This window comes from Enterococcus sp. DIV0358, assembly GCF_051713465.1.
Classification (GTDB): Bacteria; Bacillota; Bacilli; order Lactobacillales; family Enterococcaceae; genus Enterococcus; species Enterococcus faecalis.
This window is the reverse complement of the sequence record NZ_JBIOPX010000001.1, coordinates 449,517-464,679: the sequence shown is the minus strand read 5'-3', so window position 1 is coordinate 464,679 and position 15,163 is coordinate 449,517. Positions and strand designations below refer to the sequence as shown.

11 protein-coding genes are annotated in these 15,163 nt (G+C 38.8%); 6 read left to right on the top strand and 5 right to left on the bottom strand.

The window, feature by feature from the left end:
* Positions 1-223 precede the first annotated feature (223 nt).
* Positions 224-310, bottom strand: a complete 87-nt coding sequence (locus IGK70_RS02340) for a hypothetical protein (protein ID WP_307771762.1) — start codon at positions 308-310, stop codon at positions 224-226.
* Between IGK70_RS02340 and IGK70_RS02335 the strand changes: the two genes are divergently transcribed.
* A complete protein-coding gene (locus IGK70_RS02335; protein WP_306297608.1) occupies positions 276-491 on the top strand; it encodes a hypothetical protein in 216 nt (71 codons plus the stop codon). The genes IGK70_RS02340 and IGK70_RS02335 overlap by 35 nt on opposite strands.
* Here the strand turns inward: IGK70_RS02335 and ligA are convergent.
* Together ligA and pcrA are read right to left on the bottom strand one after the other, a co-directional pair.
* Positions 488-2,518: an NAD-dependent DNA ligase LigA gene (gene ligA / locus IGK70_RS02330; RefSeq protein WP_104855774.1), complete on the bottom strand. Its 2,031-nt coding sequence runs from the start codon at positions 2,516-2,518 to the stop codon at positions 488-490. The genes IGK70_RS02335 and ligA overlap by 4 nt on opposite strands.
* A 125-nt stretch (positions 2,519-2,643) precedes the next feature.
* Entirely contained in the window at positions 2,644-4,902 is a 2,259-nt protein-coding gene (gene pcrA / locus IGK70_RS02325; RefSeq protein ID WP_002363179.1) for a DNA helicase PcrA, read from the bottom strand.
* A 164-nt stretch (positions 4,903-5,066) separates the two neighbouring features.
* Here pcrA and IGK70_RS02320 point away from each other — a divergent pair, with 164 nt between their 5' ends.
* The 4 genes from IGK70_RS02320 (at position 5,067) to IGK70_RS02305 (ending at position 10,377) form a co-directional block, all read left to right on the top strand.
* Entirely contained in the window at positions 5,067-6,626 is a 1,560-nt protein-coding gene (locus IGK70_RS02320) for a ClC family H(+)/Cl(-) exchange transporter (RefSeq protein WP_002368023.1), read from the top strand.
* A 138-nt stretch (positions 6,627-6,764) separates the two neighbouring features.
* Entirely contained in the window at positions 6,765-7,517 is a 753-nt protein-coding gene (locus IGK70_RS02315) for a DeoR/GlpR family DNA-binding transcription regulator (RefSeq protein ID WP_002389626.1), read from the top strand.
* Entirely contained in the window at positions 7,514-8,431 is a 918-nt protein-coding gene (gene pfkB / locus IGK70_RS02310) for a 1-phosphofructokinase (RefSeq protein ID WP_002408025.1), read from the top strand. Before IGK70_RS02315 ends, pfkB begins: the two co-directional genes overlap by 4 nt.
* Positions 8,432-8,454: 23 nt before the next feature.
* Positions 8,455-10,377, top strand: coding sequence for a PTS fructose transporter subunit IIABC (locus tag IGK70_RS02305; RefSeq protein WP_104855776.1), 1,923 nt, complete (start codon positions 8,455-8,457; stop codon positions 10,375-10,377).
* Positions 10,378-10,426: 49 nt separating this feature from the next.
* On the opposite strand, the gene IGK70_RS02300 is transcribed toward IGK70_RS02305, so the two are convergent.
* A complete protein-coding gene (locus tag IGK70_RS02300) occupies positions 10,427-11,089 on the bottom strand; it encodes a hypothetical protein (protein ID WP_002366175.1) in 663 nt (220 codons plus the stop codon).
* Between the two features lie 111 nt (positions 11,090-11,200).
* Positions 11,201-12,484: a trigger factor gene (gene tig, locus IGK70_RS02295; RefSeq protein ID WP_002355556.1), complete on the bottom strand. Its 1,284-nt coding sequence runs from the start codon at positions 12,482-12,484 to the stop codon at positions 11,201-11,203.
* A gap of 263 nt (positions 12,485-12,747) precedes the next feature.
* Here tig and IGK70_RS02290 point away from each other — a divergent pair, with 263 nt between their 5' ends.
* Positions 12,748-15,123: a hypothetical protein gene (locus IGK70_RS02290; RefSeq protein ID WP_162783043.1), complete on the top strand. Its 2,376-nt coding sequence runs from the start codon at positions 12,748-12,750 to the stop codon at positions 15,121-15,123.
* The last annotated feature ends 40 nt before the right edge of the window (positions 15,124-15,163 follow it).

Genomic DNA, 15,163 nt, shown 5'->3' with positions numbered 1-15,163 from the left:
CTGTTCCTATTCTACCATAAAATGGTCGGATATTTTAGATGAAACCTTGAATTTCATTGATAATTTGTCGCTCGCAAAAATGACGGAAATATGTTATTATGAAAATGAAAAGAGAGATATGCAGGAACATACCTCTCTAGTAGCCACTACTAGTTATAAGAACTAGCGGCTTACTGAGTTATTGGTTTTATTTCAAACGCTTAACCGTTCAGCTCCTCAAAGCTTATGAACGGTTATTTTTGTTGTCTAAGACAAGCGCTAAGATACCGAAGATAATGGTCACAACAAGTATTGCAAAACCAATCATCAGTCCTAGCGCTGCTTCAACGGACAAAAATATTGCTCCTTTCATTAAGGTAAGAAGAATTGCGCATAAGCATCAACCTCCTTTCTCAACTCAGAAAGTCCTCGTTCATATAACTTTTATGACTAAAATAAGCATACCATCAAATTACTACATAAAATCTGACAACGTTAATTTTTCTTCTTAAAAATGACTTGCATCTAACGCATCGACCATTTCTTGTTCATTCCAAACGGTCACGCCTAAGCTTTCAGCTTTGGTTAATTTACTGCCTGCATCTTCGCCAGCAACCACAATGTCAGTTTTTTTCGAAACACTCCCTGTAACTTTTCCACCAAGATTTTCAATTTTTTCTTTGGCTTCTTCGCGAGTGTACTGCGTTAATTTTCCTGTTAAAACAACTGTTTTGTCTTTGAAAGGTGACTCCACTTCTGCTAATTGCTCTGTCCGGAGACCTTTATATGTCAAGTTCACTTGGGCTTTTTCCAGTTCAGCCATTAATTCATGAACTTCCTCATTTTCAAAATACGTCACAACGCTGTCTGCGATTGTTTCGCCAATTGAATCCAAAGCCACAATTTCTTCCGCAGTTGCACGACTTAAGGTTGGTAAATCACCAAAATGCTCCGCTAAAATTTTCGCCGCTTTCGCACCCACATGGCGAATCCCTAAGCCAAAAATCAAACGTTCGACAGAGTTTTCTTTACTCCCTTGAATGGCAGTATAAATGTTGTTTGCTGATTTTTCTTTGATTTTATCCAAAGTCATTAATTGTTCTTCTGTTAAGAAATACAGATCCGCTACGTCTTTCACTAATCCTTTGTCATACATTTGTGCTAACACTCGTGGCCCCAAGCCATCAATGTTCATTGCGTTTCGTGAGACAAAGTGATTCAGCCCTTCTTTAATTTGCGCAGGGCATTTTGGATTAATACAACGTAACGCCACTTCCTCATCTAAATGCACCAACTCACTATGACAAATTGGACAATGTGTCGGCATTTCATAAGGCTGACTATCGGCTGCACGTTTTTCAACTAGGACTTGCGCTACTTCTGGGATAATATCGCCGGCTTTGTAAATAATAACATGATCATTTAAACGGATATCTTTCATTTGAATAAAATCTGCATTATGCAAACTTGCCCGACTAACCGTGGTTCCCGCGACTCGTACAGGAGCCATGACCGCAGTAGGAGTGACTACCCCCGTGCGCCCAATTGTCCATTCAATATCTTCCACTACTGTCTCTGCTTCTTCTGGTGGAAATTTGTAGGCAATCGCCCAGCGAGGTGCTTTGACAGTGAAACCTAATTCATCTTGCAACGCAAATTCGTTCACTTTAATCACAATTCCATCGATTTCGTATGGCAAAGTGCTCCGCTTTTCATGGTATTCTTCAATGTAGGCCCAAACTTCATCAATTGACTGACATAATTGCCGTTCGGGATTGGTTCTAAAACCAATTGCAGAAAGCTCTTCTAATGCCGCAAACTGCGTCTTCGCTTTCATTGGTCCAAAGTCAGCAACTGTGTATAAAAACGTATTTAAGTTCCGTTTCGCCACAATTTTTGTATCTAATTGGCGCAAGCTTCCCGCCGCTGCATTCCGAGGATTGGCAAAAATATCTTGACCATTTTCTTCACGTTCTTCATTCAACGCGACAAAGGATTGTTTAGGCATGTAGCACTCGCCACGAACTTCCACTGAAATGGGCTCCGTTAAGCGCATCGGTACAGAGCGAACCGTTCGTAAGTTCTCTGTAATGTTTTCACCAACCGTTCCATCGCCTCGTGTTGCTCCGCGTACAAACACCCCGTTTTCATAACGTAATGAAATTGCTAACCCATCAATTTTCAACTCGCAACAGTAAGCAACGGGTTTACCAATCGCCTTACGAACACGTTCATCAAAAGCAAAAATGTCTTCCTTACTAAACCCATCATTTAAACTATACATCGGAATGTCATGCGGAGCTTTTTCAAAACCAGATAAAACTTTGCCACCTACACGTTGTGTCGGCGAATCTGGCGTGATTAAATCAGGAAACTCCGTTTCAATATCGACTAACTCTTTATACAAACGATCGTAAACATAATCTTCTACGGATGGTTGATCTTTGACATAATATTCATGGGAATATTGATTGAGTTGTTTTCTTAATTCTTGCGCACGAGTTGTCGCCGCCGTTAATGTTAATGGTTGTTGTTCCATCGTAGAACTCCTCCTCATAAGTGTAATGCTCCTATCGTCTTTTTAACACATTTACACTAAGATAGAAAATAAAAAGAATTTAACTAATGATGATTTCTCATTAAATCGCTGACCTATTTTGCATGTTAAATTTTTTCAATTGGTGCAAATGCCGCTAACAACCGTTTTATGCCTTTTTCAGGGAAAGCAATGTCCAACTCTAAGTCTTTGGCCGAACCGCCTACACGAACGACTGTACCAACGCCCCATGCTTTATGTTGGACCTTATCACCTGCTTGCCAAGAAACTTTTTCCCCACCACTTGCCACTTTGTTGCTAACTGATTTTGTAGCTGGCTGTGTATAAGCTGGTTTACTTGCGCTGGGCTTGAATACTTTAGGATCAAAGGTGCGCGCTGGAGCTTTCTGTAAATTGGCCGCCGCCCCTTGTTTCATTAAACGCTCCGCCTCAATTTCTTCTAAAAAGCGACTTGGTCGATTATATTGCGTGCGACCATATAATGTTCTCGAATAAGCATTCGTTAAGAACAGGGCTTCTTCCGCTCGTGTGATACCAACATAAGCCAAGCGCCGTTCTTCTTCCAGTTCACTTTCTTCTAGCATGGCACGTGATAATGGGAAAACCCCTTCTTCTAAGCCCATTAAAAAGACCACTGGAAATTCCAGCCCTTTGGCCGCATGCAACGTCATTAAGGTTACTTGTGAAGAGCTCTCTTCTAAATTATCTAAATCAGAAACCAAGGCTAAATCTGTTAAGAAATCTGCCAATTTTGTTTCTTCGCCATTTGGATCGTCGTTGTTTTGCGCTTCAAAACGTTTATCAAATTCTTGTGTCACAGATAAAAATTCGTCCAAGTTTTCTAAGCGAGCTTGAGACTCTAAATTATTTTGCGCCATCAAAGCTTCCCGATAACCACTACGTTGTAAAGTTTCTTTCACCAATTCTGTAATCGTTAAATAGGGCACTGTTTTCGTTAAGTCTTGAATCATCATACCAAAATTACCAAGCTCTTTACCCGCTTTTCCTGAAATATTTGCCAAATCAACATTTTGGGCAGCTTCCAGCAAAGCCCAACCATGCGTGTCCGCAAATAACCGTAATTTTTCAATTGAACTTTTACCGATTCCTCGTTTTGGTTCATTGACAATTCGTTCAAAACTAATCGAATCATCTGGATTGGCAATCAAACTTAAATAAGCCAAAATATCTTTAATTTCTTTACGGTCGTAGAATTTATGTCCGCCCACCATGGTATACGGAATATTAGATTTCAAGAGCATTTCTTCCACTACACGGGATTGAGCATTGGTCCGATATAATACCGCAAAATCACCATAAATTCGGTCATTTTCCCGCATTTCTTTTTGGATTTGGCTCACAATAAATTGTGTTTCATCCCGTTCTGTGTCTCCACGATAATAGACAATCTTTTCACCGTCTATATTTTCTGTCCACAGTTCTTTCTCGCGGCGGTTACGGTTATTTTTGATGACATCATTCGCAGCCGCCAAAATGTTTTTGGTGGACCGATAATTTTGTTCTAGCAAAATTACACTGGCATCTGGATAATCTTTTTCAAAATCCAAGATATTTTGCATATCCGCCCCGCGCCAACCATAGATACTTTGGTCGGCATCACCTACGACACACAGATTTTTGAAACGTGCAGCCAATAAATTGACTAAGGTATATTGTGCATGATTGGTATCTTGGTATTCATCCACATGAATATAGTGAAATTTATTTTGGTAGAAAGCTAACGTATCTGGTTGTTCATTGAATAAACGAATCGTATTCATAATCAAATCATCAAAATCCATACATTGGTTTTTGCGTAATTCTTTTTGATAGGCTTCATAGCATTTTGCGACAATTTCTTCATATAAGGAACCTTGCATTTCAGCAACTTTTTCAGGCGTTTGTAATTCATTTTTGGCATTGCTAATCGTACCTAAAATTGAGCGAGGATCATATTTTTTTGAATCAATATTTAAGTCGTTTAAGATGCGTTTCATTAATGTTTTTTGTTCCGATGGGTCAATAATTGTAAAATTACGGTTGTAACCAATCTGATCCACATCACGACGTAAAATTCTTACACACATGGAGTGAAAAGTGGAGACCCATACATCTTCGCCACCCGTTTCCAGTAATTTATTTACACGCTCTTTCATTTCTTTAGCAGCTTTATTGGTAAACGTAATCGCCAAAATATTCCATGGATTTACTTCTTTTTCCTCAATTAGATAGGCAATTCGGTGTGTTAAAACCCGCGTTTTTCCACTACCAGCACCAGCCATGACTAACAGTGGTCCTTCTGTATGCAAAACGGCTTCTTCTTGTCGAGGATTCATTCCCTGAACCAAGGCATGTTTTTGTGTCATATTAAACGTCCTCTCTCTTTTTTCAATCTTATACAGTATACCAAAAATCCCTTTGAAGTTCTTTAGAAAAGAACAAAAAATCTTTTTCTTTTTATATGAAATTTTCTTGTAAATCAAGTCAAACCGCAGTACATTAGTAAGTAGTGATGGAGGCTAAAAATGAAATGAATAATGATGTACATGAAATTAAACAATTAGATGGTACCCGAATCGGCTTTATCCTTAAAGGCATCGTCGTCGGAATCCTGGTCGGCTTTGTTGTCAGCTTATTTCGCTTAGGCATTGAAAAAATTGGCGAACAAGTCGTTCATCTGTATCAAACGTTTCACGAAAAACCCTTTTGGATGATTCCTTGGTTCTTATTTTCTCTCGTACTTGCTTATTTATTAGGACGACTGATTAAGAGCGAACCAGCAATTAAAGGCAGTGGCATCCCCCAAGTGGAAGGACAACTTCAAGGTCAATTAGAAATTCACTGGTTTCCAGTGCTTTGGAAAAAATTTATCGGTGGGATCTTAGCGATTAGTCCTGGGCTATTTTTGGGACGTGAAGGTCCTTCAATTCAACTAGGTGCAGTGGTTGGACAAGGCTATAGTCAATGGCGGCAAAGCACCAAGTCTGAAGAAAAAATTTTAATCAGTAGTGGTGCCAGTGCTGGTTTAGCCGCCGCTTTTAACGCACCAATCGCAGGACTTTTATTTGTTCTAGAAGAGGTTCACCATTCCTTTTCACCTTTAGTTTGGTTAACCTCTTTTTCTGCGGCCATTTCCGCTAACTTTGTTTCTTTGCATTTCTTCGGATTGCAGCCAGTTCTTTATATTGGTCCGGTTAAATCTTTGCCTTTAGAGTACTATTGGACATTAGTCCTGCTGGGCGTTTTGCTAGGATTATTAGGTTGGATATATCAAAAAACATTGTTGTCCTTACCAAAAGTATATGGAAAAATCAAAGGCCTTTCTTCTAATTATTATGGTTTTATTCCTTTTATTTTGATTTTACCGATTGGTTATTTCTTTCCACATTTACTTGGCGGTGGGAATCAAATTGTTTTAGCTTTAGGCAATCAACCGGCCACGATTTGGGCTTTAGTCGGCTTACTGGTTTTACGTTTTGTTTTTTCAATGGTTTCTTACGGATCGAATCTCCCTGGTGGTATTTTCTTGCCTATTCTAACTTTAGGTGCCATTATCGGAACATTGTATGGTAGTCTACTTGTCCAATACGTAGGGATGGATCCAATTTTTGTGAAAAACTTTTTAATTTTTGCCATGGCTGGTTATTTTACTGCGATTGGTAAAGCACCGTTAACAGCGATTATTTTAGTAACAGAAATGGTCGGCAATTTTTCTCATTTAATGTCTTTAGGGGTTGTCGCTTTAGTTAGTTATATTACCATCGATAGTCTTGGCGGCAAGCCAATTTATGAAAGCTTATTAGAACGTTTGGTTCCTTCTAAAGTAAGTAATATTCGTGGCCACAAAACGATTATTGAATTACCTATCACTGCAGAAAGTTCCTTAGATGATACGATGGTACGTGATTTTGTCTGGCCTAAACAAATGTTGCTCACTTCCATTCGCCGTGGCGAATCGGAAATTTTAACACATGGTGATACTGTTATGCATGTTGGCGATGTGCTCATTATTTTGACCGATGAAAAACTCGCTTACCAAGTCAAAAAAGAGATTTATCAAAAAACTTTACCGAATGATTTAGTGAATTAAAGAAAGCTGCTGAACTCAGGTTCAGCAGCTTTCTTTTTTTCTTATGACTGTTTTTTAATTTTTTTGAATGTTTTTGACCGTTTTAGATTGATTAGCGTTTTCATTTGTGCTATTATATCCATGAAATGAGGGATGAAAATGCTTACGGAAGAACGACATCAAAAAATTTTACAATTGTTAGATCAAAAATCAGTCGTCAAATCACAAGAACTTGCTAACTTATTCAATGCTTCAGAATCCACAATCCGCCGCGATTTACAAGAATTAGAAGACGCCAATTTGTTAGAACGCATTCACGGCGGCGCTAAGCGTATTCTTAATTTAGGCTTTGAACAAAACATGACGGAAAAATCAATCAAAAACACGCACGAAAAGCAAAAGATTGCTTCTTTAGCCGCTAGTTGTGTACAAGATGGCGATATGATCTATTTAGATGCTGGTTCAACCACGTTAGAAATGATCCCTTTTTTAGTTGGGAAACAAATCCATGTAGTGACGAATTCCGTACATCATGCTGCAAAACTTAGCGACATGGAAATTCCCACTATTATGCTTGGTGGTACTTTGAAGCTCTCCACTAAAGCAATCATTGGTGCCACTAGTATGGAACAGCTACAACATTTTCGTTTTAACAAAGCTTTTTTAGGAACTAACGGCGCACATTTAGAGTTTGGTTTAACAACGCCTGATCCCGAAGAAGCAGCGCTAAAAGCCTTGGCTATTCATCAAGCAGAAACAGCCTATGTTTTACTGGATCATACAAAATTTAATGAAGTAACGTTTACCAAAGTGGAAGAATTAGAGTCAGTTACTTTACTAACTGACTACTGCCCTGCTGAATCGCTTCAAGGATTCCAGCAAAAAACTATTTTAATGGAGGCAAACAAATGATTTACACAGTGACTTTAAACCCTTCTATCGACTTTATCGTTCATGTCGATCATCTACAAATTGGTGATTTAAATCGGATGACGAATGATTTTAAATTACCCGGCGGCAAAGGAATCAACGTTTCACGTATTTTAAAACGTATGGAGACAGAATCCACTGCCTTAGGTTTTTTAGGTGGTTTTACAGGCTCATTCATTGCCGATTGGTTGAAAAAAGAAGAAATCCAAACGAATTTCACTCCCGTGTCTGCTGATACACGAATCAACATTAAATTGAAATCAGATACTGAAACAGAAATTAACGGCTTAGGACCTGCTCTAACAAACGAAGAAATTCAAGAACTAAAACAAGCAGTTAGTCGTGTTCAGGCTGGTGATATTGTTGTTCTTTCAGGAAGTACACCTGCTTCTCTACGCAAAGGATTTTACGAAGAATTAATCCAAATTGTGAAGGAAAAAGGCGCAGAATTTGTTATTGATACGACAGGTGAAGATTTAATGAACGCTTTGTCACAAAAGCCTTTATTGGTCAAGCCAAATAATCATGAGTTGGCAGAATTATATCATACAACCTTTACAAGTGTTGAAGACATTTTACCTTATGGACATCGGTTACTAGAAGAAGGAGCACAACACGTAATTATCTCAATGGCTGGTGATGGTGCATTACTTTTCACAGCAGAAGGTGTTTATCGTTCCAACGTTTTAAAACGCCCACTGAAAAATTCTGTCGGCGCTGGCGACTCAATGATTGCTGGTTTTATTGGCAACTTTTCAAAAACACAAGATCCTTTAGAGGCTTTCAAATGGGGTGTCGCTTGCGGTAGCGCGACTGCTTTTTCTGATGATTTAGCCTCAGAAGATTTTATCCAAGAACTTATCCACGAAGTAACAATTGAAAAAATTTCAGAATAAATCCACTAAGGGAGGAAAATAGAGTGAACATTAATGATTTATTAATAAAAGATGTCATGATTATGGATTTACAAGCTACTGATAAAAAAGGCGCGATTGATGAAATGATCCAAAAATTATACGATGGTGGCCGCATCTCTGACATTGACACTTACAAAGAAGGAATTTTAAAACGCGAAGCACAAACATCAACTGGTTTAGGCGACGGTATCGCTATGCCTCACGCAAAAAATAGTGCCGTAAAAGAACCGACAGTTCTTTTCGCTAAAAGTAAAAAAGGTGTTGATTATGAAGCACTAGATGGACAACCTACTTATCTATTCTTCATGATTGCTGCCCCAGAAGGCGCTAATGATACACATCTCCAAGCGCTTGCGGCCCTTTCTCGATTACTTATCGATCCAGACTTTGTTGGCAAATTGAAAGAAGCGGAAACTCCAGAAGCAGTACAAGCTCTTTTCCAAGCAGCAGAAGATCAAAAAGAAGCGGAAGAAAAAGCAGAACAAGAACAAACAACGCCAGCACCAGAAAGCAATCGTAAATATATTATTGCTGTGACTGCTTGTCCTACAGGAATTGCTCATACTTACATGGCTGAAGATGCGCTGAAGAAAAAAGCAAAAGAAATGGGCGTAGACATTAAAGTAGAAACGAACGGTTCAGAAGGAATTAAAAATCGTTTAACTGCTGAAGATATTGCTCGTGCTGATGGCGTGATTGTCGCAGCCGATAAAAAAGTAGAAATGAATCGATTTGATGGTAAAAAATTAGTCAATCGTCCCGTCAGTGATGGAATTCGTAAAACCGAAGAACTAATTAACTTAGCCATTAGTGGTGAAGCTCCTACTTTCCATGGCAGTGACTCGGCTGCAAGCGATCAAGAGGATTCAGCGGAAGGTTCAATCGGTTCTCGTATCTATAAAGATTTAATGAATGGTGTTTCTCATATGTTACCTTTCGTTATTGGTGGCGGAATTGCCATTGCTCTTTCCTTTATGATTGATCAATTTATCGGGGTTCCTCAAGATCAATTAGCCAATTTAGGGAATTACAATGACGTAGCTAGCTGGTTTAACCAAATTGGTGGCGCAGCATTTGGCTTTATGTTACCTGTCTTAGCTGGTTTTATTGCTTCTAGTATTGGGGATCGTCCAGGCTTAGTTGCTGGTTTCGCGGCTGGTGCATTAGCAAACGCCGGAGGAGCTGGGTTCCTTGGGGCCCTAATCGGTGGTTTCTTAGCTGGTTATGTAGTGGTTCTTTTACGTAAAGTTTTCAAAGGCTTGCCAAAATCATTAGATGGAATTAAAACCATTTTATTCTATCCAGTTTTTGGTTTGATTATTACAGGCTTATTAATGTTAGTCATTAACATCCCAATGAAAGCAATTAATGATGCGTTAAATCATTTCCTACTTGGCTTAGATGGCACAAATGCAGCTTTACTTGGTGCCTTATTAGCTGGTATGATGGCCATCGACTTAGGTGGACCAGTTAACAAAGCTGCTTATGTTTTCGGTACAGCTACGCTAGCAAGTACTGTTGCAGAAGGTGGCAGCGTGGTCATGGCTTCTGTAATGGCTGGCGGAATGGTTCCTCCATTAGCAATTTTCGTAGCAACTCGTTTATTTAAAAATAAATTTACAAAAGATCAACAAGATGCCGGCTTAACCAATATTGTAATGGGCCTTTCTTTTGTCACTGAAGGGGCAATTCCTTTTGCAGCAGCTGACCCATTACGTGTGATTCCAAGTTTCGTGGTAGGTTCTGCCTTTACTGGTGCGTTGGTTGGTGCGTTTGGTATCAAATTATTGGCACCACATGGAGGAATCTTCGTCGTCTTCCTATTAAGTAATCCATTACTATATCTATTGTTCATCTTAATTGGGGCGATTATTTCAGGAATTGTCTACGGACTTTTGAAAAAACCTGTCGAAGTACCTGCTTAAAAAAACAGCAAAAAAGCGATTCAACCATGGTTGAATCGCTTTTTTATTATTATTTTCTCTTTATCGCATAATTTTCTAAATACTCAGGATTTCCTTTGCTTCTGATATACGTGTACACGCCCATCACAAAGGCCCCAAGGGTATTGGTAAATAAATCCCCCATCGTATCCATTAAAGCAGCACGCCCAATAAATGGTTGGCCGTTGGACATATTATAGCGTTGTAAGTTCATGTTCCCTAGTGAATCGCAGATAAATTCCCAGAATTCCCAGAAGACGCCACAAAGCCCTGCAAATGCAAACCCAAATAATAAAAACAACCACGGGGAAACATCGGCGTACTTCGTTTTCTTCAATAGGAAACCAGCAATACCATAACCCACAGCAGTTAACAGCATCGGACTAACAAAGTGTAAAATTTTATCCCAGAACGAAATGATTGAAATCATATGCAACGAGGTTCCTAGGAATACTGAAATAAATAAGAAAAACCAGTAAAAATAAACGATAGTCGGTGGCATAATAATTTTTAAAAATTTATTGACAAGATCCGGTAAAAAGATTAGACCAATTCCAAGTAAACATTCGATAACGAACGTCACACCTTGTTTTGTTGAATACTTAGCCGTAAAAAATTCCCAGAGATTGTACGTCAAGCATAAGATGCCAAACACCACTAATCCATATTTAATTTTCGAATAATTTTTATCCATTTTGACACACCCTTTCAAAAGTTATTTTATATGAAAAAAACTGTAGATGAAAGACACCTTCCATCTACAGTTTTAGAAAACTCTATCGAATGAAGAGCTTATTAAAAATGTTTATTTTTCAACAGCTGTTTCAGTAATTGTTTCAACAGCACGTTTCATACGAATATCGTGTTCTAACATGTCGTTGTTTAATACTTTACGTACTTGCGCTTCAGGCATGTTGTATTGTTCTGCTAAATCTTTCACTTCAGCATCGATGTCTTCTTGTGTTACTTCGATGTTTTCAGCTTTGGCAACTGCTTCAATCACTAAGTTTGTTTTTGTGCGTGTTTCTGCTTCGCCTTCAAATTGTTTGTGTAAATCTTCTTCTGTAGAACCAGTTAATTGGTAGTACATTTCAGGAGAAATTCCTTGGCGTTGCATGTTGTTTAAGAATTCATCCATTGAACGGTGAACTTCGTCGTGAACCATTACGTGTGGTAATTCAACGATTTCAGCATTTTCAACAGCTAAACGAATTGCTTCTTCGTCTTTTGCTTCTTCAGCTGCTGCTTCTTTTGCTTCTGTCAATTCTTTACGGAATTTTTCTTTTAATTCGTCTAATGATTCTACTGAATCGTCAACGTCTTTTGCAAATTCATCATCCAATTCTGGTAATTCTTTTGCTTTTACTTCATGAACAGTTACTTTGAAGACTGCTTCTTTACCAGCTAAATCTTCTGCTTGGTAATCTTCAGGGAAAGTAACGTTTACTTCTACTTCTTCGCCAGCTTTTTTGCCAACTAATTGGTCTTCAAAGCCTGGAATAAATGAATTAGAACCTAATTCTAATGAGTAATTTTCGCCTTTGCCGCCTTCAAATGCTTCGTCGCCTAAGAAGCCTTCAAAGTCGATAACTACAGTGTCACCATTTTCAGCAGCGGCATCTTCTTTGATTACTAATTCAGCTTGAGATTCTTGTTCGCGTTTCAAACGTGCTTCCACGTCTTCATCTGTTACTTCACGGTCTTGTTTAGACACTGTTAAGTTTTTGTATTCGCCTAATTTTACTTCAGGTTTTACAGTTACTTCAGCAGTGATAACCCAGTCTTCCCCTTTATTCATGCTTTCAACATCAATTTTTGGTTGTGCTACTGGTTCAATTCCTGCTTCTAATACAGCCGCTTCATATGCTTCTGGTAAAACAGCGTTTAACGCATCTTCGTATAACGCTTCTTCTCCATACATACGGTTAAAAACAGTACGTGATACTTTTCCTTTACGGAAACCAGGTACGTTTAAGTTTTTTTTCACTTTATTGAACGCTTGCGTTAATCCTTTTTCGATTACTGCTTGTTCGATTGAAAAAGTTAATACACCATCATTAGTGCCTTTTTTTTCCCATTTCGCAGACATTTGTTTCCCTCCGAATAACATTTAATTTTATACATCAAACTTTATTTATGCATACCTTTAAATAGTACACTATCCCTAGGAAAATGTAAATATTTTAAGTGCTAAGAAGTGAAAGAAAGACTCGATTTTTAGCAAACTATCAGTTTTTTAATTTTTTCGGATTAAAAAAGCATAGAATTTCGAGAAATTTCCTTCTTAAACTCCTAAAAGATTGTGAACAAAATATCTTGTTCACCATCGGATGTAATCGCTTTACTTTATGAATGGCCCATTATAGAATGTATGTACTCAATATTTACGCATTATATATTTTCGTCATTATACATATAATATCAAAAAAGGAGAGGATGGTTTTGAATAAGTTCGTCTGGAGAATCTTTTCTTGCATCATATCATGGCTTTTTTTATCGCTGACTCAACCTTTGATAGCTCATTCTGAAACACTGACCCCTGCAACTCACGCCTCTACTTTTAATGAAACATTTACCTCAGTTTCAACAGAACAACAAACAGCTCAAACAACCGATATCGTGGAACAAGAAACCGAGCAAACCCACGCTTCCTCTGAAAACGATGAACCTATGGCACCTGCGCCAGCTAGTGTTTCTGTTGGTAATAGCAACTTAAAAAGTAGCTTAAGCACAGGAACGTATAACCAAGATATTATCACACTTTCGTATGAATACAGTGTGACACTTATCGGCTTAGCAATTAATGATCGACCGATTATTGCTATTCAACTTCCTACAGAAATTTCAAACCAGTTAGATAACGACACTCTAAAGCAACAAGATTTTCTGACTCTTTTAACAGGGACTGTCAGTTATCCAGGAACAGCCACTCAAGATATTCACAGTTCAACTAACGGCGTCAGCCTCTCTTATAGTAGCACTTATCATTCTGTTTATCTGACTTTTCCAAGTAGCACCTTGGTGTTACTTCCCGGAACCAAATGGTCTGCCGCCATTTCGTTTGATGTGGGCGCACTTTATAAACGAGGAATTTCAATCCCTCCTGCTCTTAACGGCAAAGACTATCCGATTCGAGGAACCTTTACAGATGTCGGCACTGGATTAGGTGCAATTAATATTATTATTGGAAACAATACAAAAACAGGCGTAATTAGCAAAGCTCAACTTAGTTTAGGTAATTATCCCGTTCCTCAAGTCACACCAGCCAAACTAACTCAACCAAATCATCTGGACACTACTGTAACAGGGACCATTCAACAAGTACAAGACCCAAACTATAACTACTCTGTTCAATTAACCTTGAACCGCCATGATGGCACCACTACCCCCATTGTGGTGAAAGGGATTTCTGTCGATGCAGCCGGAAATTTCTCGACATCGTTAGCTTCACCATTAGAATATGGCGACACGCTCTCTACAATTGTCTTTGCTCGTTCAAAAACGTCAACCGACTATATTCAAAGCAGCCCCTCAGCTGACCAAAGTGTCAATTGGTCAATCCAACCAGTCACAAACGTAGTCGCTAATGCCGGCTCAACTCAACTTTCAGGTAAAGCTTCTCAAGCATCTAACGGAACCTATCAAGTTAAAGTACAAATAAATGGTGGTTCTATTTTCACAACGTCCTTAGATTCCAATGGCCATTTTCAATTTGCTAATTTACCCACTTTCCAAGGGGGAGAAACGGTTAGCTTGTGGGTCCAAGGTCTCAGCAATCGCACTGGCCTCCCTTTGTTAACCAGTTCTACTGTTTCTCAAACAGTTGCTTATCCTGTGCCTCAACTAACGGTCACGCAAATCATTGAGCGGAAAAATGCACAAGGGCTCTGGGAAGCTGCAAACTCTCTCGTAAGTGGGCAAATCATTCGTTTCACGTTAATCACACGTTTAACCAATCAACCAGCAACGTGGATGAATCAGCAATTACGAGCAACGGTGCCTAAAGGACTGGCTCAACTTTCAGCTGCTACATTAACAAAACAATCAGCAGCAGGTTTAAGTACGCCAATAGCTGGGCTTCAACTTTTAACTGATAGTTCCACTGGTTTGCCGTATTGGAGTTATCATAATTCGCTGCCAGCAGATAATTTTACGGAAGCCAATACACAATTCACCTTACAATATACAGCAACGGTTACAGAAGAATGGATAAACCAATTTCTTTTATTTTCTAGCACGGTTACTGGCAATGATGGTGGCGGAACGCCAATTACGCCAATCACTAAGGAACAGTCTTTACCTATCAAAAACGGTACCCTCCGTTTTGTGCAGATGCCAACTACAGTTTCCTTTAAAAATTTACCTTTCCCCAGCAAACGAACCATATACTCACCATCGACTATCAGCGCTCCTTTCCTCATTGCCGATGGTCGAGTTGCAAAAACACCATGGCATTTGTTGGTAAGAGAGAGTCAGCCCATGCATTCAACTTCTACAAATAAAACGATCCAGCAAGCTTTCATTTATCGAAAAAATGGTAGTGATTTTCCTCTCTCCTCTTTAGCAACCGAAGTTTATCAATACACCGCAACGGACGATAACAATGTAGAAATTCCTTGGAACCAACAAAATGGACTTTTTTTAAGCGTTGCTCCTGACCTTAATTTAACGGTCAAAGAATCTTACACTGCCGAATTACAATGGATTCTTTCTGATACACCCCTCTAATTAGGATTTAGCTTTTTTAAAAGTTAAAAATAAACAAGAA

Coding starts and splice junctions, on each gene's coding strand:
- IGK70_RS02320 (WP_002368023.1), top strand. CDS start 5,067: ATGAATAATGATGTACATGAAATTAAACAATTAGATGGTACCCGAATC.
- ligA (WP_104855774.1), bottom strand. CDS start 2,518: ATGGAACAACAACCATTAACATTAACGGCGGCGACAACTCGTGCGCAA.
- IGK70_RS02315 (WP_002389626.1), top strand. CDS start 6,765: ATGCTTACGGAAGAACGACATCAAAAAATTTTACAATTGTTAGATCAA.
- pcrA (WP_002363179.1), bottom strand. CDS start 4,902: ATGACACAAAAACATGCCTTGGTTCAGGGAATGAATCCTCGACAAGAA.
- IGK70_RS02300 (WP_002366175.1), bottom strand. CDS start 11,089: ATGGATAAAAATTATTCGAAAATTAAATATGGATTAGTGGTGTTTGGC.
- IGK70_RS02290 (WP_162783043.1), top strand. CDS start 12,748: ATGGCCCATTATAGAATGTATGTACTCAATATTTACGCATTATATATT.
- pfkB (WP_002408025.1), top strand. CDS start 7,514: ATGATTTACACAGTGACTTTAAACCCTTCTATCGACTTTATCGTTCAT.
- tig (WP_002355556.1), bottom strand. CDS start 12,484: ATGTCTGCGAAATGGGAAAAAAAAGGCACTAATGATGGTGTATTAACT.
- IGK70_RS02335 (WP_306297608.1), top strand. CDS start 276: ATGGTCACAACAAGTATTGCAAAACCAATCATCAGTCCTAGCGCTGCT.